General features: G+C 67.0%; 24 protein-coding genes and 1 tRNA gene. 10 read left to right on the top strand and 15 right to left on the bottom strand.

Translation table 11 applies throughout. From position 1 onward, the window contains the following. Positions 1 to 6: 6 nt before the first annotated feature. On the bottom strand, positions 7 to 657 hold the full coding sequence (locus tag AC1IQ6_RS08630; RefSeq protein ID WP_111824573.1) for an N-acetyltransferase: 651 nt from the start codon (positions 655 to 657) through the stop codon (positions 7 to 9). Between the two features lie 124 nt (positions 658 to 781). After that, the gene (locus AC1IQ6_RS08625; RefSeq protein ID WP_102772554.1) at positions 782 to 1516 is read right to left on the bottom strand and encodes an ArsR/SmtB family transcription factor; all 735 of its coding nucleotides are present in this window, start codon (positions 1514 to 1516) and stop codon (positions 782 to 784) included. An 85-nt stretch (positions 1517 to 1601) separates the two neighbouring features. Here AC1IQ6_RS08625 and AC1IQ6_RS08620 point away from each other — a divergent pair, with 85 nt between their 5' ends. Beyond that, positions 1602 to 2861 (top strand): MFS transporter, encoded by a 1260-nt coding sequence (locus tag AC1IQ6_RS08620; protein ID WP_111824571.1) that lies wholly within the window; start codon positions 1602 to 1604, stop codon positions 2859 to 2861. Here the strand turns inward: AC1IQ6_RS08620 and AC1IQ6_RS08615 are convergent. After that, positions 2821 to 3450 (bottom strand): FMN-binding negative transcriptional regulator, encoded by a 630-nt coding sequence (locus AC1IQ6_RS08615; protein ID WP_102772556.1) that lies wholly within the window; start codon positions 3448 to 3450, stop codon positions 2821 to 2823. The genes AC1IQ6_RS08620 and AC1IQ6_RS08615 overlap by 41 nt on opposite strands. 204 nt (positions 3451 to 3654) lie before the next feature. On the opposite strand from AC1IQ6_RS08615, the gene AC1IQ6_RS08610 reads away from it, so the two are divergent. From AC1IQ6_RS08610 to AC1IQ6_RS08580, 7 genes are all read left to right on the top strand, one after another. After that, entirely contained in the window at positions 3655 to 4353 is a 699-nt protein-coding gene (locus AC1IQ6_RS08610; RefSeq protein ID WP_485866161.1) for a DUF3313 domain-containing protein, read from the top strand. Between the two features lie 78 nt (positions 4354 to 4431). Continuing rightward, the gene (locus AC1IQ6_RS08605) at positions 4432 to 4674 is read left to right on the top strand and encodes a hypothetical protein (protein WP_485866160.1); all 243 of its coding nucleotides are present in this window, start codon (positions 4432 to 4434) and stop codon (positions 4672 to 4674) included. 30 nt (positions 4675 to 4704) lie between these two features. Beyond that, complete coding sequence (locus AC1IQ6_RS08600; protein WP_102772558.1) at positions 4705 to 5133, top strand: VOC family protein; 429 nt, start codon at positions 4705 to 4707, stop codon at positions 5131 to 5133. Next, positions 5130 to 6032, top strand: coding sequence for a LysR family transcriptional regulator (locus AC1IQ6_RS08595; RefSeq protein WP_485866159.1), 903 nt, complete (start codon positions 5130 to 5132; stop codon positions 6030 to 6032). The genes AC1IQ6_RS08600 and AC1IQ6_RS08595 overlap by 4 nt, the downstream gene beginning before the upstream one ends. A 121-nt stretch (positions 6033 to 6153) precedes the next feature. After that, the gene (locus tag AC1IQ6_RS08590) at positions 6154 to 7092 is read left to right on the top strand and encodes a hydroxymethylglutaryl-CoA lyase (RefSeq protein ID WP_485866158.1); all 939 of its coding nucleotides are present in this window, start codon (positions 6154 to 6156) and stop codon (positions 7090 to 7092) included. Between the two features lie 9 nt (positions 7093 to 7101). Then, positions 7102 to 8280: a CaiB/BaiF CoA transferase family protein gene (locus tag AC1IQ6_RS08585; RefSeq protein ID WP_485866157.1), complete on the top strand. Its 1179-nt coding sequence runs from the start codon at positions 7102 to 7104 to the stop codon at positions 8278 to 8280. Positions 8281 to 8341: 61 nt separating this feature from the next. Continuing rightward, positions 8342 to 9307, top strand: coding sequence for a Bug family tripartite tricarboxylate transporter substrate binding protein (locus tag AC1IQ6_RS08580; protein ID WP_102772859.1), 966 nt, complete (start codon positions 8342 to 8344; stop codon positions 9305 to 9307). Positions 9308 to 9808: 501 nt separating this feature from the next. Here the strand turns inward: AC1IQ6_RS08580 and AC1IQ6_RS08575 are convergent. The 12 genes from AC1IQ6_RS08575 to AC1IQ6_RS08520 form a co-directional block, all read right to left on the bottom strand. After that, positions 9809 to 10045 (bottom strand): hypothetical protein, encoded by a 237-nt coding sequence (locus AC1IQ6_RS08575; protein ID WP_102772562.1) that lies wholly within the window; start codon positions 10043 to 10045, stop codon positions 9809 to 9811. A gap of 20 nt (positions 10046 to 10065) precedes the next feature. After that, positions 10066 to 10335 carry a hypothetical protein gene (locus tag AC1IQ6_RS08570; RefSeq protein WP_168202089.1) on the bottom strand — a complete coding sequence of 90 codons (270 nt, stop codon included), beginning with the start codon at positions 10333 to 10335 and terminating at the stop codon, positions 10066 to 10068. 97 nt (positions 10336 to 10432) lie between these two features. Next, entirely contained in the window at positions 10433 to 11257 is an 825-nt protein-coding gene (locus AC1IQ6_RS08565) for a carbohydrate ABC transporter permease (RefSeq protein WP_485866156.1), read from the bottom strand. An 8-nt stretch (positions 11258 to 11265) separates the two neighbouring features. Further along, positions 11266 to 12141 carry a carbohydrate ABC transporter permease gene (locus tag AC1IQ6_RS08560; protein WP_485866155.1) on the bottom strand — a complete coding sequence of 292 codons (876 nt, stop codon included), beginning with the start codon at positions 12139 to 12141 and terminating at the stop codon, positions 11266 to 11268. Positions 12142 to 12148: 7 nt separating this feature from the next. Next, positions 12149 to 13480 (bottom strand): extracellular solute-binding protein, encoded by a 1332-nt coding sequence (locus AC1IQ6_RS08555; protein ID WP_102772565.1) that lies wholly within the window; start codon positions 13478 to 13480, stop codon positions 12149 to 12151. A 42-nt stretch (positions 13481 to 13522) separates the two neighbouring features. Beyond that, on the bottom strand, positions 13523 to 14617 hold the full coding sequence (locus AC1IQ6_RS08550; RefSeq protein ID WP_111824564.1) for an ABC transporter ATP-binding protein: 1095 nt from the start codon (positions 14615 to 14617) through the stop codon (positions 13523 to 13525). Positions 14618 to 14632: 15 nt separating this feature from the next. Then, positions 14633 to 15382, bottom strand: coding sequence for a cytochrome b561 domain-containing protein (locus AC1IQ6_RS08545; protein WP_485866154.1), 750 nt, complete (start codon positions 15380 to 15382; stop codon positions 14633 to 14635). 32 nt (positions 15383 to 15414) lie between these two features. Continuing rightward, a complete protein-coding gene (locus AC1IQ6_RS08540) occupies positions 15415 to 16326 on the bottom strand; it encodes a YncE family protein (protein ID WP_485866153.1) in 912 nt (303 codons plus the stop codon). Between the two features lie 56 nt (positions 16327 to 16382). Next, complete coding sequence (locus AC1IQ6_RS08535) at positions 16383 to 17303, bottom strand: SMP-30/gluconolactonase/LRE family protein (protein WP_485866152.1); 921 nt, start codon at positions 17301 to 17303, stop codon at positions 16383 to 16385. Positions 17304 to 17544: 241 nt separating this feature from the next. Beyond that, on the bottom strand, positions 17545 to 18180 hold the full coding sequence (locus tag AC1IQ6_RS08530) for an arylsulfatase (RefSeq protein ID WP_485866151.1): 636 nt from the start codon (positions 18178 to 18180) through the stop codon (positions 17545 to 17547). Positions 18181 to 18376: 196 nt separating this feature from the next. Beyond that, complete coding sequence (locus AC1IQ6_RS08525; protein WP_485866150.1) at positions 18377 to 18682, bottom strand: SMP-30/gluconolactonase/LRE family protein; 306 nt, start codon at positions 18680 to 18682, stop codon at positions 18377 to 18379. A gap of 220 nt (positions 18683 to 18902) precedes the next feature. Next, positions 18903 to 18978, bottom strand: a tRNA-His gene (locus tag AC1IQ6_RS08520). A 184-nt stretch (positions 18979 to 19162) separates the two neighbouring features. Between AC1IQ6_RS08520 and cls the strand changes: the two genes are divergently transcribed. Beyond that, positions 19163 to 20620, top strand: coding sequence for a cardiolipin synthase (gene cls, locus AC1IQ6_RS08515; RefSeq protein ID WP_485866149.1), 1458 nt, complete (start codon positions 19163 to 19165; stop codon positions 20618 to 20620). 32 nt (positions 20621 to 20652) lie between these two features. Beyond that, positions 20653 to 21567: a LysR family transcriptional regulator gene (locus AC1IQ6_RS08510; protein WP_102772638.1), complete on the top strand. Its 915-nt coding sequence runs from the start codon at positions 20653 to 20655 to the stop codon at positions 21565 to 21567. Positions 21568 to 21575: the final 8 nt, after the last annotated feature.

Genomic DNA, 21575 nt, shown 5'->3' with positions numbered 1-21575 from the left:
ATTTCCCTAAACCTGTTGCATATCCACACCAATACACGAGGCCATGCCCGTCGCGCGCATGTAATCCGGCAGCGTCCAGCCCCTGCCCAGCAGCACCATGCGGGTATGCAGGTCCTGCAGCACGGCCTCGGGCACCTGCCTGCCCAGGTAGCTCAGGCGCTTGCGCCGCAGGTCCACGTAGCCCAGTTCGTAGTCGCGCGCCAGGCGCATCCACAGCCGGTGGGCGCCGGTGGACTGGCGCGCCCCGCTCATGATGCACAGGCCGGCGTCCAGCCCCCAGCGATAGACCGCCGTGGCCAGCCCCATGCCCTGGTAGGGCTCGGCGTACTTGGAGTGCGGCGCCCGCACGTAGGGATCGGCGCGCCGGCCCACTTCGATCAGGCGGTTGAACACCGTGTAGCCGGCCACCCGGTCGCGCTGCAGGTCCACCACATACACGTAGTACTCGCCGTCGGCTTCGCGATAGCGAAGCACGATGCCAGGGATGTCGGTCTTGACCTCCGGCAAGGCATGCAGGCGATCCAAAGGACGATTCATCCGGTTGTGTATGGCATCGAGTTCGTTGTCCACCTCGCGGGGGGAATGGTTAACGTCGATGCGCAGCTCCGTCACGATGTTCATGGCATGACGAAGCGCGTGCAGCGCCAGCGTAGGCAAGGCCACCTCCTGTACAGATCAAAGTCGGGGTTGACGAAAAAAAAGCCGCATTCGCGGCTTGGAATGGTTGTGTTCAATGCGCCGCCTGAAACGGGCGGCGGAATGTGCGGCGGACCGGACGCGGCTACGCGGCGACATCGCGCGCTCCCTGCGTCCATGCGCCGCCATCGGCCTCGGGCTTGCCGAAGAAAGCGGGGAACTGGCGTTCGCCCTTTTTCGTGACGCCCAGCGCCCGGGAATCCAGGTCCTTGTCGATCCAGCCGCGCCGCAGCAGCGCGTCCAGCAGGGCCGCGCCCAGCGCGCCGCCCAGGTGCGAGCGGCGTTCGCTCCAGTCCAGGCAGGGGCAGGCGAAACGGCGGCGGCGCTGGCGGGCCTGCGCCACGTCCACGCCGATCTGCGCCAGCGCGGCCTCGCCCAGCGGCGTGAGCGCGTAGTCGCGGCCGTCGGCCTCCAGCCAGCGCCGCGCCAGCATCGCGTCGTGGATGCGCACGGCCAGCGTGCCGGCCATATGGTCATAGCAGGTGCGCGCCTCGCGCAGCGCCGAAGGCGTGTTGGGCTTGAACGGCGCGCGCTCCGCGCCGGCCACCACCAGCAGCGCTTCCAGCGCGTGGCCGACCTCGCCGCTTGCCAGGCGGAAATAGCGGTGCTTGCCCTGCACCGCCATTTCCACCAGCCCCTGCTCGCGCAGGCGCTGAAAATGGCTGCTGGCGGTGGACGCGCCGATGTCGGCCAGCGCCGCCAGCTCGGTCGCCGTGCGGGCGCGGCCGTCGAGCAGCGCGCACAGCATGCGCGCGCGCGCCGGGTCGGCGATGGCGCCGGCCACCGCGGAGAGATTGATGTCGGCGAACGTGGATTCCATGATTCGCTATAGGCCAAAGTATCGTGTGCAGGCTCAAGCATACTGCGAGTTCCTTCAACAAGACAGCCGGCCTCGCCGGATACCCATGAGCAAACCCAAGGCATTCTTCGGCTGGACCGTTCTTTGCGCCACCTTCGTGCTGGCGGTCTTCGGCTGGGGCGTCGGCTTCTACGGCCCGCCCGTGTTCCTGCATGCCGTGGCGCAGCGCACCGGATGGGGCGTCGCGCTGGTGTCCGGCGCGGTGACCCTGCACTTTCTTTGCGGCACGCTGGTGGTGGCCAACCTGCCGCGCCTGTACAAGCGCCATGGCGTGCCGGCGGTGACGCTGGGCGGCGCCGTGCTGCTGGCCCTGGGCGTGGCCGGCTGGGCGGTCGCGGCGCGGCCGTGGCAGCTGTATGCGTCGGCCTTGTTCAGCGGCATGGGCTGGGTGACGCTGGGCGCCGCCGCGGTCAATGCGCTGATCGCGCCCTGGTTCGTCCGGCGCCGGCCCGCGGCGCTGGGCATGGCCTACAACGGCGCCAGCGTAGGCGGCATCGTGTTCTCTCCCTTGTGGGTCTACCTGATCGCCCATGCCGGTTTCGCGCAGGCCGCCTTGTGGGTGGGCCTGGCGATGGTGGCCATCATCGCGGTGCTGTCGCGCAAAGTGTTCGCCGTCACGCCGCAGCAACTCGGCCAGCAGCCCGATGGCGCCGCATCGCAGGGCCAGGCGCAGGCCGCAGCCGCGCCGATCGCGCCGGTGCCCGACCTGTGGCGCGACCGCGCGTTCCTGACGCTGGCCGCGGGCATGGCGCTGGGCCTGTTCGCGCAGATCGGGCTGATCGCGCATCTGCTGTCGCTGCTGGCGCCCTTGCTGGGCGCGCAGACGGCCGGCGTGGCGATGGGCCTGGCCACGGCCGCCGCGATCGCGGGACGCACGCTGGTGGGATGGCTGATGCCCGCCGGCGCCGACCGCCGCAAGGTGGCCTGCCTGGCCTACGCCATCCAGATCTGCGGTTCGCTGATCCTGATGCTGGCCGGCCAGCACCTGTGGGCCGTGTGGCTGGGCGTGCTGCTGTTCGGCTCGGGCATCGGCAACGCCACGTCGCTGCCGCCCTTGATCGCCCAGGCCGAATTCTCGCGCGAGGACGCGCAGCGCGTGGTGCCGCTGATCGTGGCGATGGCGCAAGGCGCCTATGCATTCGCGCCTGCGCTGTTCGGCGTGCTGCGCGCGCTTTCGGCGCAGGCCGCCTATCCGCTGGTCTGGTTCCTGGCCGTGGCGGCCTGCCTGCAGGCCGCGGCCATCGCCTGCTTCGCGCTCGGGCGGCTCAGTCCGGCCGGCCGGCGCGCGCAACCAGTCCGGCCATGAGTTCCAGGCCGTCCTGCGCCAGGCCTTGCGCCACGCCCTGGCGGTCGGCCGGCGTGCGGTTCTGGCTGAGCTTCCACTTGCCTTCGGTGCGCGAAAGGCGGATCTCCACGCCGACGATGGCGCGCATCTGCGCGGCGATGAAATCCGCCGGCGCGTCGTCCACGCGCCAGGGCTGCGCGCGGCCCCGCTCCTGGCTGTCGGTGAGCGCGTCGAGCTGGGCCCGCAGCCAGGCCGGATCGTCCTGGATGACCGGCGTGCCCCAGGCATGCACGGCGACGAAATTCCAGGTCGGCACGACCTTGTGCGTCTCGGCCTTGCTGGGATACCAGGACGGCGAAACATAGGCCTGCGGGCCATGGAACACGACCATGCATTCGCGCCCCGCGGCCAGGTCGGACAGCTGCGGATTGGCGCGCGCCATATGCAGGCGCAACACGCCGCAAGGCCCTTCGGAATAGAGCAGACAGGGAATGTGGTTGGCCATCAAGCCGCCCTCGCCCGCCGTGGTCAGCACGCCCAGCGGATGGGCGCGGATGAAATCGTGCTGGACGTCGAGCGACGTTTCCTTGAAGGCGGACGGCAGGTACATGGTGCGCTCAGTAGGAGGAATGGGGGAAACGGCAACATAGCACCATCGTGGCCCCACATCTAACGCCACAAAAGTGTTTTGCAATGGAGCCACGCCTGTTTTTGCGCCTAGGCAAGCAATAATTGCCCGCCCGCTACGCAATAAAGATGCAGCCAAGCGTCCCTTTGCGCACCAGGCATTTGTCTATTCTGGAAAAAAAGAAACATGAATATCCGCCTTACCATTGCCGCCTGTTGCACGGCCGTCGGGCTGGCCGGCTGCACCAACCTGCCTGACGCCCAGGACTATTCCACCTCGCTGGGCGCCAGCCAGCAGCAAATGCGCGAGGATCCCGAATGGAGCGCCGGCCGGGTCTGGGTGCGTCCGGGTCCGGCGCTGAGCAGTCAGTACGACAAGAAACTCATTCTTGAAAAAGTGGAATACATCCAGGGCGACCGGCCCGACGATCTGAAGCTGAGCAGCGACCCGGCCCTGCGCGAGCGCGCGCTGGCTTATGTGAACGAAGCGCTGCGGCGCGAATTTTCGCAGGCCGGCTATCGACTGCTGGATACGCCCGCGCCGCGCGCGATGCGCGTGCGCGCGGCCATTACCGGCACCTTCAGGAACGATCGCGATCCGCGCGCCATGGAGTACATCCCCATCGGCTTTCTGATCGGCCAGGGCGTCAAGGCGGCCGGATTCCGCGACCAATCGGTGCGCCTGCTGGTCGAGGCCACGGTACGCGACGCCGGCAGCAACGAACTGCTGATCGCTTCGGTGGGAACGGTGACCGGCGCCAATCTGCCGACCGACCACGAGCCGACCGTGGACGACATGCGCAGCGCCGTCGATGAGTGGGCGCACCGGGTGCGCGAACAGTTCGAACGCATCCGCCAGGAAGGACTGCCCGAGGACGCCGCGTAAGCCGGCAGGCGCCGGGAACAATCGCATGCGGGATAGGGTCGAATCGATCGTATTTTTTCCTTCCCGCATCGCGATGTAATGAATATTGACGTCAACCCTCAGTTACCCATGGCCGCGGCTAATGCTACTGTTCCGCCTGTGCAAGGAGTACATGCAATGGTTCAGAAAACCAAGCCCTGGGCTTTTCCCAAACCCCATCCCGAAAACACCCCGCGCGGCGAACGCAACAAACAGGAATTCGACGCCCCGGATCAACCCGCCAAAACCGCGTCCAAGCCGCGCGCCAAGAAAGAGACCGCCGTCCGCCGGGCCCGTTCCTGACGCGCCGGCGCGCCCAGCCAAGGAGATGCCATGCGCCCCAGCATCAGCGTCATCACCCTCGGCGTCGACGATCTCGACGCCGCCCTGCGCTTCTACCGCGACGGGCTGGGCCTGCCCACACCGGGCATCATCGGACAGGAGTTCGAGCACGGCGCGGTCGTGTTCATCGACATGCAGCCCGGCCTGCGGCTGGCGCTGTGGCCGCGCAGCAGCATCGCGCACGACACCGGCCTGCCTCGCAGCGCGGCGGCGCCGACCGATCTGACGCTGGGCCACAACGTGGGTTCGCGCGAGGAAGTCGATCGCGTCATGGCCCGGGCGCGGGCCGCCGGCGCCCATATCCTCAAATCCGCCCAGGACACCTTCTGGGGCGGCTACGCCGGCTACTTCCAGGACCCCGACGGCCACGTCTGGGAAGTCGTCTGGAATCCGGCCTGGGAAGCGCAAGCGCCCGCATGAGCCCTCGCCTGGACCTGTATTCCCTGCAGGTGTTCCTGGCCGTGCTGGAAGAAGGCAGCATCGCGGCCGCCGCGGCGCGCGAGCATATCGCGCCGTCTGCCCTGTCCAAGCGCCTTTCCGAACTCGAACGCACACTCGACGTGCCGCTGTTCCAGCGCCATGCGCGCGGCGTCGCGCCCACCAGCGCCGCGCATGCGCTGGCGCGGCGCGCGCGCATGCTGCTGCACCAGACACAGGACCTGGCCGACGAAATCCGCGATTACTCGGCCGGCCTGCGCGGCCGGGTGCGGGTGGCGGCCAACCTGTCTTCCATCGCCCAGTTCCTTCCCATGGAGCTGCGCCGCTTCATGCTGCGGCATCCCCAGGTGCAGATCGACCTGGAGGAATCCATCAGCGCCGGCGTGACGCGCGCCGTCGCCGAGAACGCCGCCGACATCGGCGTCTACACACAGTCCGACGACGAAAGCGGTCTGGACATCTACCCCTACCACCGCGACGTCATGGCGCTGGTGGCGCCCGCCGGGCACCCGCTGGCGCGGCACGAGCGGGTCGCGTTCGCCGACACGCTGGATTACGACCACGTCGGCATGCACCGCGGCAGCGCGGCCAACTACCTGTTCACGCGCGAGGCCGCCGCCATCAACCGCAGGCTGCGGCTGCGCTTCCAGGTCACGTCCTACGACGCGCTGGTGTCCATGGTGCGCGCCGAACTCGGCATCGGCATCGTGCCCGTCAAGGCGCTGTCCGCATACGCCTGCGACGAACTGCGCATGATTACGCTGACCGACGCCTGGGCGCGGCGCCAGCTGAAGCTGTGCGTGCGCAGCAATGAATCGCTGTCCGGCGCCGCCCGCCTGCTGCTCGACCACCTGATCGCCGAAGCCGCGGCGCGGCGGTAGCGCCCGGGCCCGAGCCATCGCGTTGCGCGATGGCCCGCTGAATATTCGCGAATTGTCCGGCGCCCGCCCATCCCTGAATATGGGCGGCAATCAGTGGAACGGATACCAGGAGACAAACGCCGTGAGCCTTCCAGACCGGGTTGAAATCGTCGAAGTCGGCATGCGCGACGGGCTGCAGATCGAGCCCGAATTCGTGCCCACCGAAACCAAGGCGGAGATACTGAACGCGCTGATCGACGCGGGCGTCAGGCACTTCGAGGCGACCTCTTTCGTCTCGCCGCGCGCGGTCCCGCAACTGCGCGACGCCCGCGAACTGCTGGCGCAGGTCCGCAAGCGCCCGGGCGTGGTCCTGGGCGCGCTGGCGCCCAATCTCAAGGGCGTGGAGAACGCGCTGCAATCGCAGGCCGACGAGATCGTCGTGTTCCTGTCGGCCACCGAAAGCCACAACACCAAGAACCTGAACCGCCCCATCGCGCAGTCGCTGCGCGACATCGAGGAAATCGCCGAAGCCCTGCAGGACCGGCCGATCCGCCGCAAGGGCGCCATCGCCGTGGCCTTCGGCTGTCCGTTCGAAGGCGACGTGGACCTGGCGCGCGTCAAGAGCATCTTCGGCCACTTCGCGCGGCTGGGCTTCGATGCGGTCACCCTGGGCGACACCACCGGCATGGCCACGCCCCGGCTGGTGCGCCGCACGGTCGAGGCGTTGCGCGACGCGCATCCCGACGTGGCGATCTCGCTGCACTTCCACAACACGCGCGGCATCGGCCTGGTGAACGTGGCCGAAGGGCTGCGCGCGGGCGTGACGTCGTATGAGTCCTCGCTGGGCGGCCTGGGCGGCTGCCCGTTCGCGCCCGGCGCCACGGGCAACATCTGCACCGAAGACCTGGTCTACCTGCTCGACGAAATGGGCGTGGACAGCGGCATCGACCTGCGCGCGCTGATCGAGGTGGCGCGGCGGCTGGAACGGGTGGTCGGGCGGCAACTGCCCGGGCAGCTCATGAAGGCCGGTCCGCGGCTGCATCTGCACGACTACGGCGCCGCGGCCGGCGCCATCGGTTGAGGAGCCCGCATGCCGCTGACCGGAATCCGCGTCCTGGACCTGACGCGCATCATCTCGGGTCCCTACTGCACCTCCATCCTGGCCGACATGGGAGCCGAAGTCATCAAGATCGAATCGCCCGGCGAAGGCGATCCGGTGCGCGCCCAGGGCGTGATCCGCGACGGCCTGAGCTGGTACTTCGCCAACTACAACCGCAACAAAAAATCGGTCACCCTCGACCTGTACACCGAGGAAGGCAAGAGCATCCTGCGCCGGCTGATCCCGAGCTGCGACGTGCTGGTCGAAAACTACCGCCCCGGCATCATGGAAAAAATGGGCTTCGGCGGCGCCGCCCTGCAGGCGCTGCGTCCCGACCTCATCCATTGCAGCATCAACGGCTTCGGCACGTCCGGCCCCTACCGCGACCGCCCCGCCTTCGACTTCATCGCCCAGGCGATGAGCGGCTTCATGAGCCTGAACGGCGGCGAAAACGATCCGCCCATGCGCGCCGGCCCGCCGGTCAGCGACCTGGTCGCGGGCATGAACGGCGCGCTGGGCGTGCTGGCCGCGCTGCTGCGCCGCGAGCGCACCGGCCGCGGCGACGCCATCAGCGTCAGCCTGATGTCCAGCATGATCGGCCTGCTCAGCTTCCAGGCGGCCAACTACTTCGCCAGCGGCGAACTGCCGCCGCGCACCGGCAACGACCATGGCATCGTCGCGCCCTACGGCCTGTTCGAGACCGCCGATGGCCAGGTCGCGATCGCGCCGTCCAACGACGCCATGTACGAGAAGTTCCTGGACGCGCTGGAGCTGCAGTCGCTGCGCTCGCACCCCGAGTTCCGGACCAACGCCGACCGCATGCGGAACCGCGCCTCCATCAAGGCCGCGATCGAGGCCCGCACCCGCCAGCAAAGCAGCCGCTACTGGATAGAACGCCTCAACCAGTACGGCGTGCCCTGCGGGCAGGTGCTGAACCTGCGCGAAGTCTTCGACGATCCGCAGGTCGCCGACCAGGAAATGGCCATCGACGTCCCGCACCCGGACGGCCAGCGGGTGCGCATGCTGGGCTTTCCGATCAAGTTCGCGCAGGCGCCGTGCCGGGCGCGCAGCCCCGCGCCGCCATTGGGCGCGGACACCGACGAGGTGCTGCGCGGGCTGGGCCTGCCCGAATCCCGGATTCAGGAGTTGCGCGCCGCCGGCGCCATCTAGCGACGTCCGGCGATCACGACCGGACGCGTCCCACCAAGAGGTAATGGAGACTAGAACCATGATGCTACGAGCCTTGATGTTCTCGGCCTGCACGCTCGCCGCCTGCGCCCCCGCCGCCGCGGCGGACCCGTATCCCAGCCAGCCCATACGGATCATCGTGCCGTTCACGCCCGGCGGAGGCACCGACTTCCTGTCGCGCACCGTGGCCGCCAAGCTGTCGGATTCGGTCAAATGGAACGTCGTCGCCGAGAACCGTCCGGGCGCAGGCGGCACCATCGGCATCGGCACCGCCGCCCGCGCCAAGCCCGACGGCTACGAGATCGTCATGGGCCAGGTCGACAACCTGGCGGTGGCGCCTTCGCTCTACAGCAAGCTGTCCTACGATCCGCTCAAGGATTTCGCGCCCATCGGCATCGTGGGCGAAGCGCCGCTGGTGGTGGTGGCGGCCAAAAACGGCCCCTACCAGTCCCTCAAGCAGCTCATCGAAGCCGCGCGGAAGGCGCCCAACACCATCAACTACGGATCGCCCGGCGCCGGCACCATCACCCACCTGGCCGCCGAACTGCTGCAACTGGACGCCGGCATCAAGCTGGTCCACGTGCCCTACAAAGGGTCCGGCCCGGCGATGGCCGACCTGCTGGGCGGCCAGGTGCCCGTGATCTTCACCTCCATTCCCTCGGCCGCGCCGCAGATCAAGGCCGGCTCGGCCGTGCCGCTGGCCGTGACTTCGCTCAAGCGCAGCGCCGCCATGCCCGACGTGCCCACCGTGGCCGAGCTCGGCTATCCCGACTTCGACGTGCGCGTCTGGTATGGCCTGCTCGCGCCGGCCAATACGCCCGCCCCCATCATCCAGACGCTGAACAAGGAGCTGAACAATATTCTTGCGCTGCAGGATGTGCAGAACGCCCTGGCGGCGCAGGGCGCCACCGCCATGCCGACCACGCCGGCGCAGTTCTCGCAGACCATCGCCGCCGACCACAAGAAATGGCGCGCGGTCGTCGAAGCCGCCAAAGTGAAACTGGAATAGGCCGCGCCGGTTTTCAAGCGCGAATCCGGGCTAGAAACGCCCTAGCCCAGATGCATGCCCCGGCTCGTGCGTATGCACGAAGCTCCCTGGGAAGGCCCGCCGCAAGCCCGTTGGAATGCGGGATTGCGGCATTGACAGCACCGGACCCTGTTGTGACGATGACTCCGGCGCCATCGGTTTCAAGATGGCGCGAGGGAGGGTCATCATGTCAATATCGTGCAGACGATTGGAGGATGTGATCGCGGTCTCCGCAGCGGGAGTCCAGTATCGGATCGAGAGGCATCTCGTTCAGCAGCCCACGACAGGTCCCGACGCCGATGCATCCACCGTCCTGGTCTGCCGCCTGTCCACCGGCGGCGCAGTGGCCATGGAAGGTGACGGCGTGTACCGGCTCGAATCAGGAGAAATACTCCGAGCCGCCAACCGACGCAGGAAGAAAAGCAGGCACGAAGGCTAGCAGCACCAGACCCGCTGAAACCCAGCGGGTTTTTGTTTCGCGCGCTAGTCCTGCCCCTGCGCCGCGTCGATGAAGCTGTGCATGAAAGAGTGCGCGGTGGCGATGGCCTCGTCGCTGCTCGCGAAGCTGCCGCCCACGTCGGCCATGTCCTGGCGCGGATCGCCGGCAGGGTCGGCGATGCCCTCGATGTACACCGTCCACTCGGCCTGGGCGCCCGACCGTGTGGCGCAGATCACGTAGGACCAGCCCCGGTAATTGCCGTCCGCCAGCACGTCGTCCATGTCCGGCTCCCGTGGCGCGCTCAGCGGCCCATGCGCCGCAGCCGTTCGACTTCGGCCAGGTTCAGGCGCCTGGCTTCGTCTTCCGCATAATCGCGCTCGCCGGATTCGTAGGCGCCCTCGTACAGGCATTTTTTGCGGTTCGCCTTGCATTCGGCGGTGACCTTGGACGCGCTGGAAGTCTGCCGCTGCGACTGCGCCTGCGGCTTGTCCGAGCCGAACATCGAACACCCGGAAACCAGCATGGCCAGGCACAGCGCGGCGCCGTAGCGGCCCATGGATTGAACTGACATTGGACTACCCCTGCAAAAATCCTGCAGCCGTCTTTATAGCAAGCCCGCCGAGGCAGCTCCAAATACCGGCCGGCCCGGGTGGCGTACCGTCGGCTGGCTAGCCCTTGACCGCGCCCGCCGTCAGCCCGGTGATGATCTGGCGCGCGGCCACGAACGTGAAAATGAGCGGCGGGATGGCGATCAGCCCGCCCATGGCCATGACCCGTCCCCAGTCCACTCCGATGTCGGTAATGTAGAGCGAGGCGGCCACCGGCAGCGTGCGCGTCTGCCGGCCGCTGAGCACCAAAGCCAGGATGAACTCGTTCCAGGCGATCCGGAACGTGAAGATGGAGGCCGCGGCCAGCCCCGGCGCCATCAGCGGCAGGATCACCTTGACGAACACGCGGACCGGGCCGCAGCCGTCGATGGCGGCGGCCTCCTCCAGCTCCACCGGCACCTGCAGCACGAACCCGTACAGCAGCCAGATGGTGAAAGGCAGGTTGACCGCCACGTACAGCAGCACCAGTCCGGCCAGACTGTCCACCAGATGCCAGGCATTCCAGATCATGAATACCGGAATCGCCAGCACCGCCAGCGGCACCGTGCGCAGCAGCAAGGTGACATAAGCCACCGTGGCGCGGCCGCGGAAGCGAAAACGCGCCAGCCCATAAGCCGCCATACAGCCCAGCAGCAGCGTGACGGCGGTCGACGCCAGGCCCACGATCAGGCTGTTGGCCAGGTAGCGGGAAAAGCGCTCTTCCTCCAGCACGGCGCGGTAGTTCTCCAGCGTGGGCGCGAAAATGAAGTTCAGCGGTTCGGCGAAGATGTCCACCTGCTGGCGCAGGCTGGTGGCGAAGATGATGGCGATCGGCGCCACGCACAGCGCCGCCAGCACGACGAGCGCCGCATAGTGCAGACAGCGCGGGAATACGGATCGGTTCATGGCGGGCGTCAGCGGTCCGCTTTCAAGGGATTGGACAGGCGCAGCGCGCCCCAGGACAGCACGGCCACCACCACGAGCAGCAGCACGGAAATGGCCGCGGCCACGCCCAGCTGCTGCCCGACGAAGGCCGTCTTGTAGATGTGCAGCGCAAGAATCTCGGTGGAGTCCCCCGGGCCGCCGAAGGTCAGCACGTACACCACTTCCAGCACCCGGAAGGCGTCGATCAGCCGCATCATCAGGGTGATGGCGATCACGTGTGAAATCATGGGCAGCTTGACCCGGAAGGTCAGCTGCCACCAGCGCGCCCCGTCTAGGCGCGCGGCCTCGATGACGGCGGCGTCCACGTTGGCCACCGCCGCGACCATCATGATGAAAACGAACGGCGTCCATTGCCAGATGTCGGCCACCACGATGGCGATGAAGGCCAGCGCCGGCTCGGCCAGCCACGCCACGGGCGCGATCCGCAGCAGCGCCAGCGCCGCGTTGACCGGGCCGAACTGCGCGTCGAAGATGTAGCGCCACACCAGCCCCACCGCCACCGGCGCGATCATCATGGGCAGGATGAAAAGCGTGCGGAACACGGCCGTGCCCCGCACCGGCCGCTCCAGCGCCAGGGCCAGCGCGATGCCCAGCGCCATTTCGGCGCTGACGCATACCGCCGCGAACAGCAGCGTGGTCCACAGCGAAGACCACACCCGGGCGTTGGAAAACGCCGAAACGAAATTGTCCAGGCCGGTCCAGCGCGCCTCGCTCCAGGGCGTGCCCATGCTCCAGTCGTGCAGCCCCAGCTGAACCGCCGAGATCACTGGATACAGGCAGGCCGCCGCCATCACCACGACCGCCGGCCCCAGGTACAGGACAGGCGCCCAGGAGGGAGTGCGCATGCGGGCCTCAGACCTTGTAGCCGGCTTCGCGCATGATCTGCGTGACCTGCGGCACCATGTCGTCCAGCGCGGCCTGCGCGGTCTTCTTGCCCGTCAGGGCCTCGGATATGCCCACGCCCAGCGCCTGCACGTTGATCTTGTCCCAGACCGCGATGATGGGCCGCCAGTCCGGGTTCGAGTACTTGAGCGCCTCCTTGAAGATGACGAATTCCGGATACTTGCGCATCAGTTCCGCGTCGCCCAGGGTCGAATTGCGGATGGGCACGCCGCCGGCCGCCGTCACCGCCTTGTCCTGCGCCTTGGAAGTCAGCCACTGCATGAGCAGGAAGGCGGCGTCGGCGTTCCTGGCGTTTTTGGCCACGGCCAGGCCCAGGCCGCCGGACTGCGAGGCGCGGCGCGTGCCCATGGGATGCAGCGCCCAGCCCACCTTGCCGGCCACGCGGGACTTGGCCGGGTCGTTGACCAGGCCGGCCAGCAGCGTGGAATCCAGGTACATGGCTGCCTGGCCCTGCAGGAAGGCGGTGTTGCTTTCGCCCTGGCCATAGCCGGGAATGCCCGCCGGGCCGGTGGCCACGACTTCCTGCAGGAACTTCAGCGCCGCCAGGCCCGCTTCGTCGTTGAAGCGCGGATGCCATTCGTCGTCGAACACGCTGCCGCCCAGCGGATTCAGGTGCAGCAGCCATGCGTGCACCGCCTGGTGGCCCGCCTGCCCGCGCGAGGCCAGCGCGCCGATGCCGGTCTTTTGCCTGACCAGCGGCAGCAAGGCGCGGAACTCGTCGTAATTGGCCGGCGGCTTGAGGTCATGCTTGGAGAAAAGATCGCGGCGGTAGGCCAGCACCGAGGTTTCCGCGCCATAGGGCAGGCCATACAGCTTGGCGCCCGGCCCGGCCAGATAGCCCTTGGGGCCGCCCACTAGGCCCAGGTTCTCCAGGTAGATCGGGACGATGTCATGAATGTCGTAGGCGGGATCGACCAGCGCCGCGTTCTGGAAGAACGGGTCCAGCGGATGGATCAGGTCCTTGGACACGTACTCGCCCTTCCACATCACCACATAGCAGCCCAGGTCGTAGTCGCCCTGGGCCTTGGCCATCTCCAGCAGCTGCTTTTCCTTCATGCGGCCCATGGCCAGCCGGTCGGTCTCGACCTTGATGCCCGTCTCCTTGGTGAACCGCGGCAGGATCTTGAGCATGGCGTCATAGTGCGGGTGCGCCGGAATGCTGAACACCACCGTCTGCCCCGCGTACTTGGCGTAACGGTTCTGCGCCATCGCGCCGCTCAACGGCAGGCCGGCGCCGAATACGGCAATGGCGCTGCTTTTCATGAAATCGCGTCGCTTCATCCTTGTCTCCTGATAGGTGGAAAGAAATGCAATGGGCCCTTTCTAGCCGCGCAGGCTGAGGCCGCTGTCGGTATCGAATACGTGCAGGTCTTCGTCGCTGAATTGCAGCGCCAGCGCCTGCTGCAACCGCGCTTTCGCGTTGCCGGGCAAGACTGCCGACACGCGCTGCCCGCCCGGGGTATTCATGTGCCCGGTCACCAGGCTCTCGGTGCCCAGGTACTCGACCACGTCGACCAGCACGTTCAGCGGCGCCGGTCCGCCGGCCGCGGCGCGCAGGCTTTGCGGCCGCAGTCCCAGGGTCAGCGCCTGGTCCGGCCGCGGCGCGGCCGCCGCCAGCCATTGCGGCGCGGGCCAGGCGAAGCCTTCGCCGCGCAACAGCATCCGGCCGTCTTCGACACTGGCGCGCGCGTTGAAGAAATTCATGGTGGGCATGCCGATGAAACCCGCGACGAACAGATTCGCCGGCCGGGAAAACACCTCGGCCGGCGTATCCACCTGCCGTATCTGGCCGCGGTCGAATATCGCGATGCGCGTGGCCAGGGTCATGGCCTCGGTCTGGTCGTGAGTCACGTATACGGTGGTCTTGCCCAGGCGCCGATGCAGGATGGCCAGTTCCGCCCGCATGTGCCCGCGCAGCTTGGCGTCCAGGTTGGACAGCGGTTCGTCGAACAGGAACACCTGCGGCTCGCGCACGATGGCCCGGCCGATGGCCACGCGCTGGCGCTGGCCGCCCGACAGCGCCTTGGGCTTGCGGTCGAGCAGATGCTCGATGTTCAGAATCCTGGCGGCCTCCCGCACCCGGGCCTGGACCTCGGCCGCGGGCTGGCGGGCCAGGCGCAGCGAGAACGACATGTTCTCGCCCGCGCTCATGTGCGGATACAGCGCATAGTTCTGGAACACCATCGCGATGTCCCGGTCGCGGGGCGCCAGATGGGTCACCGCGCGCCCGCCTATGCGGATCTCGCCTTCGGAGACCTCCTCCAGGCCGGCGATCATCCTCAGCGTCGTGCTCTTGCCGCAGCCCGACTCGCCCAGCAGCACCATGAACTCGCCTTCATGGACCGACAGATTCATCTGCTGCACGACGGTCACGTCGCCATAACGCTTGACCACATTGTTCAGTTCGAGCCCAGGCATGCCGCCACCTCGCCGTCAGTGTTTCTTGCAGCGGCCCGGCCGCTCCAGCCAGGATTGCGCCGAGTAGCGCCGCACGCCCCAGCCCGCGGGCGCGATCCGGTTGCCGGGATGGCGCTCGTCCGGCCCCCAGATGGCCTGGTAAGTGTCCATGCAGCGCCCCTGCCGCTGCATCCGGCAGAACCAGACGACCAGCGCGGCCCACCAGCACGCCAGCACCAGCGCCATCCAGCGCGGCGCGTCCGCCACCGCCAGCCCGATCGCGATGGTCGGCACCGCGACCACGATGGCCAGCCAGCCGCCCGCCTTGTGCAGGCGTTCGAAGCCAAGCCGCCAGCGGCTCATGTCGTAGTGGTCGCCGCGCATCCGGACGTCGGTAGGCCCGCCCTTGCTGCCGCGCAACAGGCCGGCCGCCACCTGCAGCCACCCCGCCGCGCACAGCAGCCAACCGAGCCAGCCGTGCACCACCGCGGCCGCGCTCTCGCCCCGGCCCGAACCGAAGGCCAGGAGCAGACCCGCCGTCATGGTCGCCACGGCAAGGCTCTGGATCGCGCGATGCGCCAGCCACCACGCCTTGTTGTCCAGCTGCCTGGGCCAGTCCTGATGCGCCGATACCTTGTAGAAGCGCGCCGCAAAAGCGCCCACCGGAAACAGGATGCCCCAGGCCAGCACCATCAGCCGCGCATGCCAGGCGGCCCAATCCGCGATGCTGTGCGTGGCCGACCCGGACAGCGACATCATCAGCCAGGCCCAAATAGACTTGGTCATCGCGACACGCTCCTCCCGGGTCCCGCCGCCCCCTACAGGTACACGACCCTGGACACGTCGGGTTCGCGCTGCGTGGCGATATAGCTTTCGAACGCGCGGGTTTCCAGGTTGAAGAGCCCCACCCTGTCGTCGTCCAGCGAGACATAGGCCAGCGGCCTGGACGGATGGAAGGACAAGGCGATGGCGCGCGCTTCGGTTGGCACGTGCGCCAGTTCCTGCAAGGTGTCCGGATCGACGATGGACAGGCTGCGCTCGCCGTAGTTGGTGACGAGCATGCGGCCGTCGCGATAGCGGTACAGGCGCGTGCGATCGTTCCTGGACGGCGCCTCGCGCTTGACCGTCATCGAGGCGGTGTCGATCGCCGCCAGCGTATTGCTCCAGCGGTTCGTCACATAGAGCGTCTGCTCGTCCGCGCTGAGACAGCAGCCCTCGGGCTTTTCGCCGGGCTGGCACAGCACCGGCGCGGCCAGCGGGTCCCAGGGACGCACCTTGGCGACCGTATGCGACAGCAGGTTCATGCAATAGGCCGTCTGCCCGTCGCGAGACAGCGCCAGCAGATGGCTCTTGACCCCGCCGCTGCCCACCGCGCGCCTGGGCGCGGCGTCCGTCTGCGGCGTGTCCAGCACCAAGAGCGTGGAGCGTTCCTCGCTGAGCGCGTACAGGCGGTCCTGCGCGTCGATTTGCAGGCCGTGCAGCCGGTTGTAGGGAGATAGATCGATGGTGCGCACCAGTTCGGACGCGCGGATGTCGATCTGGAACACCGAGTGCCCGCCAGGGCCGGCCACGCCGGAATGCTCCACCCCATAGTGGCCGACATAGGCGTAGCGGCAATGGCTGTCGATGACGAATTCGTGCGGATAGTCGGGCAGCGCGACGGAGGCGATGCGCTCGCCCGTGGCCAGGTCATAGGTGCTGAAGCAGTGGCTGCATTTCTCGACCAGCAACAGGACCTCCCGCCCAACGGCCCGATGTTCCGCCCCGCCGTGTTTGCGCTTCGTCTTCATGGAATTCCCTTGGTGTTCAGGGTGATGCGATACAACGACGTACTGGCGCAAATGAACAGCTGGTTCATCCCCGCCCCGCCAAACGCCACGTTGCCGACCTTCTCCGGCACCGGAATCTTTGCCAGCCGCCTTCCGTCGGCGCCGTAGACCTGGACGCTGTCGCCGCTGCTGGTGTAGACCCAGCCCTGCATGTCGACCCGCAAACCATCGGGCACGCCCGGGTCGACCTGCGCGAACACCCTGGGGTTTTGCAGGCGGCGGCCACCGGCGACGTCGAAGGCCACGATGTGATGATTGCCGCCGCCATCGGTGCGCAGCGCAGCCGAGGTGTCGGCCACATAGAGCACCGACTCGTCCGGCGAAAAAGCCAGGCCATTGGGTTCCTCGACGAAGTCGCTGACGACTTCCAGAATGGCGCTTGCCGGATCGAACCGGAACACGAAGTTGTCTCCCAACTCGGAATCTGCTTTGTATCCCTCATGGTTGGAGAGAATGCCGTAGGGGGGATCCGTGAACCAGATGGTTCCGTCCGATTTGACCACCACGTCGTTGGGCGAATTGAGCCGCTTTCCTTCGTAGCGATCGACCACGATTTCATTGCCCAGCGGCGCCAGGTCGGGCCCGAAACGCGTACGCAGAACAGCGCGCCTGCCGTGCGAACAATGCAGCAGCGAACCGCCCGGCTCACGCGTATGGCCATTGACGAAATCCGCCGGCTGGCGCCACACGCGCCCGCCGCCGTCGGGATGCCAGCGCATCATGCGGTTCTTCGGAATATCGCTCCACAGCACGCTGCCATCCTCCTGCATCCAGACCGGCCCTTCGCTCCAGGTGCAGCCTGTGGCCAGGACTTCAAGCACGGCGTCGGCAGGCACCAGCGCCAGCGCGCGGTGGTCGTAGATTTCCAGTTTGATCATGGCGATTCCCCGGTCCGTTTAGGTCGGGAATCACTCTAGAATCCGCGGTGCGGCGTCCGGTCGGAAATCAGAAGTATTGAGGCGGGGATTTTGCGCAGCGCGCCGGGAATCAGATCAGATCAGATCGCCTACGTCGATAACGTCCGCGCTGCGAGGGGATGGCAGAGCCGCACGAGACCAGCGCCACAATCAATACAGGCCGCCCTAGGGCGGCCCGTTGCATTGGCGGACGTTGCGGGGGTTAGTGCGCATCCGTCACGGCGTCCAGCGCCGCTTGTACGCCGTGGATCGGTCGGCACTTGCTTCTCATCAATTCCACAGACTCAGCCATCCATGGATGAGCGTACGCCACGACATCAAAGCCTTGGGCATACGCCTCATCCGCCGCTTGCGCACATGCCGCCATGCATGCGGCTGTTTCGCCTTCTTGGTAGAGCGCCCAGGCGTTGGGTATCAAGCGAACAGTCACACTAGCGCCGGTGGCGGCCGCATGGAGCTCGAAGAGCTCTCGGTTCGGCGCAACGCTCGATTCGACCGCACAGAGCACGACGAGGTTTCTGCCGGCGCGCGACGCCGCTTTGGCCAGGGCCGCATCTGCCCGGATGATGGGAACGGAGGTTTCTCCCATCGTGTCGATTGCGGGGCCGAGCGTCGCGCACGTCACGATTACCGCGTCGGCCTCGGCCATCAAACTCCGTACCGCTTCGTGGACCCGGCCGTGCGCGCCACAGTTTGGCGCCGATTGTTGCGCCATTGCCTGCCGCAGATCCTCGCGAGTCGCATGACGAATTTGATCCGATGACCAACCGGCTTTCATCGCCGCGAGTCCGAAGACGGCTTCGTTAGTGTCGATGGTGTGCAAAAACGAGATTCTCATACGGCCTATCCATTCGAAGTAAAGTTCGAAGTGGATTGTTCTATTGGCTCCGTCCTATAACAAGGCCATAGGTGATACTGGTATAGGTGGTTCTCCCCCCTCTATGGACCTCACGTAGGACGAGCGTTCTTCGACGAAGTCGCTGGTGACCTCCCAGAATGGCGCGCCGGATCGAACCGCAACACGAAGTTATCTCTTAATTCGGAATCTGCTTTGTATCCCTCACGGCGCGCCGGCCGTGCGAACAATGCAGCAGCGAACCGCCCGCCTCACGCGTATGGCCATTGACGAAATCCGCCGGCTGGCGCCACACGCGCCCGCCGCCGTCGGGATGCCAGCGCATCATGCGGTTCTTCGAAATATCGCTCCAGAGCACACTGCCATCCTCCTGCATCCAGACCGGCCTTTCGCTCCAGGCGCAGCCTGTGGCCAGGACTTCAAGCACGGCGTCGGCAGGCACCAGCGCCAGCGCGCGGTGGTCGTAGATTTCCAGTTTGGTCATGGCGATTCCCCGGTCCGTTTAGGTCGGGAATCAGAAGTATTGAGGCGGGGATTTTGCGCAGCGCGCCGGAAATCAGATCAGATCGCCTACGTCGATAACGTCGGCGCTGCGAGGGTAACCCCGACCTTCTAACCAATTAGAAGGGACGCGGATTATTAGAAATATGATGCCCGCGCAAAAGAAAACAGCCGCTGTAAGCGGCTGTTTTCTAAGGAAATTTTGGGGTGGCTGATGGGACTCGAACCCACGACAACCGGAATCACAATCCGGGACTCTACCAACTGAGCTACAGCCACCACTGGTACTGCTTGCTTCGCTGCGCGGCCTTGAAAAAAGGTGCTCATCAACGAAGAGGCCGAATTCTAGCACGTTTTTTTGAATGGTGTGCGAGGCCGTGGCGAAAACGGACTTGCCTGGGCGTGGGGCCTTGATATGCTTGCGCATTGACCGCCCCCGGAGACCGTGGTTTACCCCCTCGTCATGGATCGCATACACGCTATTTTGATCGATTACTGGCCTCATCTGGTATTTGCCATCAGCGTCGTGGCCGGGACGGGCGCGGCGGTGCATGCCGCGATGACGAAGCAGGACGTGCGGGCGGCCATCGGCTGGGTGGGGGTGGCGCTGTTTTCGCCGCTGTTCGGGGCGCTGTTCTATTTCGTGGCGGGGATCAACCGAATCCGCAAGACGCGGCTGTCGCAGCAGCGCGACGAGGCGATGGTGGTGGACGCTGAGCAGGTGGAGACGGCGCCGGTGGACGTGGTGCAGGTCTCGGGGCCGCAGTTCGCGTCGCTGAAGGTGCTGGGCGACCGCGTCAGCCGTTTCCGGCTGTTGGGCGGCAACGCGGTGCAGCCGCTGGCCGGCGGCGACGAGGCGTATCCGGCCATGCTGCAGGCGATCCGCGAAGCGCGCCATGCGGTGGCGATGCAGAGTTATATCTTCGACAACGATCCGATCGGGCGCGAGATGGCCCAGGCGCTGATCGAGGCGCGGGCGCGCGGGGTCGAGGTGCGGGTGCTGATCGACGCCATCGGCTCCAAGTATTCGCGCCCGCCCATCGTGCGCATGCTGGCGCGCGGCGGCGTGCCGGTGGCGCGCTTCATGACCAATCCGCTGGGGGTGCTGCGCATGCCCTACGCCAATCTGCGCAGCCACCGCAAGGTGCTGGTGATCGACGGGCGGGTGGGTTTCACCGGCGGGATGAACGTGCGCGCGGCCTTCGTCAGCGCGCTGGCCGGGCCGGCGACCAACCGCGACACGCATTTCCGGGTCGAGGGGCCGATCGTGACGCAGCTGATGTCGGTGTTCGCGCATGATTGGAATTTCACGACGCACGAGTCGCTGCCGGCCAGGCCGTGGTTCGATCCCAGCGCGCAGCCGCGCAGCGGCCGGGTGCCGATGCGCTGCGTGCCGTCCGGCCCGGACCGCGCGCTGGGCAGTTCGCACAATATGCTGCTGGGCGCGCTGGCGGTGGCGCAGCAACACGTGCGCATCCAGTCGCCCTACTTCCTGCCCGACCAGACGCTGATCGGCGCGCTGGCCACGGCCGCGCGCCGCGGGGTGACGGTGGACATCGTGATTCCTGGCAAGAACAATCTGCGGCTGGTGGACTACGCGATGACGGCGCAGCTGGACCAGGTGGTGCGCACCGGCTGCCGGGTGTGGCGCTCACGCGGGGCGTTCGACCATTCCAAGCTGATGACGGTGGACGACGCCTGGGCCTATGTGGGCTCGTCCAACCTGGACCCGCGCAGCCTGCGGCTGAATTTCGAGCTGGATACGGAGATCTACGATCCCGAGTTGGCGCGCTGGATCGCGGCCCGGGTCGATGCGCTGATCGGCCAGGCCAAGCGCGAGACGCTGGAGAGCCTGCACCAGGCGCCGTTCGCCAAGCGGCTGCGCAACAAGGTGATCTGGCTGGCGACGCCTTATCTGTGACGCCGCCGCGCGGGCTGGGGTAACCTTGCGCGATGCGCTATGAACTGACCGATCTCCGCCTGTTTCTTGCGATCGCCGAGGCCGGAAGCCTGTCCGGCGGCGCCAACGCGGTGCACCTGACCGCCTCTTCCGCCAGCTACCGCCTGAAGAACCTGGAGTTCGCGATGGGCGTGCCGCTATTCAAGCGCGAGGCGCGCGGCATGGAGCTGACCGTCGAGGGCGCGTTCGTGCTCAAGCACGTGCGCTCGCTGCTGGCGGGGGTCGAGCGCATGCACGGAGAGGTCAGCGGCTTCGCCAGCGGCTTGAAGGGCAGCGTCAAGCTGTTCGCCAACAGCAGCTCGCTCAACGGTTTCATCGTGCCCAGCCTGGGCCGCTTCCTGTCGGCCAATCCCAACGTCAATATCCTGCTCGAAGAGCGCTCCAGCACCACCATCGAGGCCGCGATCGCGGGCCAGGAGGCCGATATCGGCATCTTCGCCGGCCGCGCGCAGTCGGCCGGCGTCAACGCCACGCGCTATGCGGTCGACGAGCTGATCATCGCAGCGCCGCTGAACCATCCGGTGGTGGACAGTTCGCCGGTGCGTTTTCCGGCGGTGCTGGACCTGGATTTCGTGTGCATGAACCGCAGCACCAGCAATTTCATGTTCCTGCGCGACATGGCCAAGCTGGCCGGCAAGACGCCCAAGGTGCGCATCCACGTGCATACCTTCGACGCGGCGCTGTCCATGGTGGAGGCCGGCGTGGGGGTGTCGCTGGTGCCTCGCAGCGTCGCGGCCGGCGCGCTGCGCGAAGGCCGGATCGCGGCCGTGGGGCTGCGCGAACCCTGGGCGCGGCGCGAGCTGACGCTGGTCACTGCGGCCGGCTCGCCGCCCTCGCCTTTCGTCGAGCAGGTGGCCGGCTACCTGCTCGACGATCCCATCGTGGCGGCCACGCGCGAGCAGGACTGACGGCGCCG

Source organism: Achromobacter sp. MUI-25009338, from assembly GCF_057359325.1.
This window is presented reverse-complemented; position numbering and strand designations above follow the sequence as displayed.

What these genes read in the sequence shown, in the direction of transcription:
- AC1IQ6_RS08625 (WP_102772554.1), bottom strand. Translation starts at nt 1,516, where the DNA reads ATGGAATCCACGTTCGCCGACATCAATCTCTCCGCGGTGGCCGGCGCC.
- AC1IQ6_RS08620 (WP_111824571.1), top strand. Translation starts at nt 1,602, where the DNA reads ATGAGCAAACCCAAGGCATTCTTCGGCTGGACCGTTCTTTGCGCCACC.
- AC1IQ6_RS08615 (WP_102772556.1), bottom strand. Translation starts at nt 3,450, where the DNA reads ATGTACCTGCCGTCCGCCTTCAAGGAAACGTCGCTCGACGTCCAGCAC.
- AC1IQ6_RS08610 (WP_485866161.1), top strand. Translation starts at nt 3,655, where the DNA reads ATGAATATCCGCCTTACCATTGCCGCCTGTTGCACGGCCGTCGGGCTG.
- AC1IQ6_RS08605 (WP_485866160.1), top strand. Translation starts at nt 4,432, where the DNA reads ATGAATATTGACGTCAACCCTCAGTTACCCATGGCCGCGGCTAATGCT.
- AC1IQ6_RS08600 (WP_102772558.1), top strand. Translation starts at nt 4,705, where the DNA reads ATGCGCCCCAGCATCAGCGTCATCACCCTCGGCGTCGACGATCTCGAC.
- AC1IQ6_RS08595 (WP_485866159.1), top strand. Translation starts at nt 5,130, where the DNA reads ATGAGCCCTCGCCTGGACCTGTATTCCCTGCAGGTGTTCCTGGCCGTG.
- AC1IQ6_RS08585 (WP_485866157.1), top strand. Translation starts at nt 7,102, where the DNA reads ATGCCGCTGACCGGAATCCGCGTCCTGGACCTGACGCGCATCATCTCG.
- AC1IQ6_RS08580 (WP_102772859.1), top strand. Translation starts at nt 8,342, where the DNA reads ATGCTACGAGCCTTGATGTTCTCGGCCTGCACGCTCGCCGCCTGCGCC.
- AC1IQ6_RS08575 (WP_102772562.1), bottom strand. Translation starts at nt 10,045, where the DNA reads ATGGACGACGTGCTGGCGGACGGCAATTACCGGGGCTGGTCCTACGTG.
- AC1IQ6_RS08570 (WP_168202089.1), bottom strand. Translation starts at nt 10,335, where the DNA reads ATGTCAGTTCAATCCATGGGCCGCTACGGCGCCGCGCTGTGCCTGGCC.
- AC1IQ6_RS08565 (WP_485866156.1), bottom strand. Translation starts at nt 11,257, where the DNA reads ATGAACCGATCCGTATTCCCGCGCTGTCTGCACTATGCGGCGCTCGTC.
- AC1IQ6_RS08560 (WP_485866155.1), bottom strand. Translation starts at nt 12,141, where the DNA reads ATGCGCACTCCCTCCTGGGCGCCTGTCCTGTACCTGGGGCCGGCGGTC.
- AC1IQ6_RS08555 (WP_102772565.1), bottom strand. Translation starts at nt 13,480, where the DNA reads ATGAAGCGACGCGATTTCATGAAAAGCAGCGCCATTGCCGTATTCGGC.
- AC1IQ6_RS08550 (WP_111824564.1), bottom strand. Translation starts at nt 14,617, where the DNA reads ATGCCTGGGCTCGAACTGAACAATGTGGTCAAGCGTTATGGCGACGTG.
- AC1IQ6_RS08545 (WP_485866154.1), bottom strand. Translation starts at nt 15,382, where the DNA reads ATGACCAAGTCTATTTGGGCCTGGCTGATGATGTCGCTGTCCGGGTCG.
- AC1IQ6_RS08535 (WP_485866152.1), bottom strand. Translation starts at nt 17,303, where the DNA reads ATGATCAAACTGGAAATCTACGACCACCGCGCGCTGGCGCTGGTGCCT.
- AC1IQ6_RS08530 (WP_485866151.1), bottom strand. Translation starts at nt 18,180, where the DNA reads ATGAGAATCTCGTTTTTGCACACCATCGACACTAACGAAGCCGTCTTC.
- AC1IQ6_RS08525 (WP_485866150.1), bottom strand. Translation starts at nt 18,682, where the DNA reads ATGACCAAACTGGAAATCTACGACCACCGCGCGCTGGCGCTGGTGCCT.
- cls (WP_485866149.1), top strand. Translation starts at nt 19,163, where the DNA reads ATGGATCGCATACACGCTATTTTGATCGATTACTGGCCTCATCTGGTA.
- AC1IQ6_RS08510 (WP_102772638.1), top strand. Translation starts at nt 20,653, where the DNA reads ATGCGCTATGAACTGACCGATCTCCGCCTGTTTCTTGCGATCGCCGAG.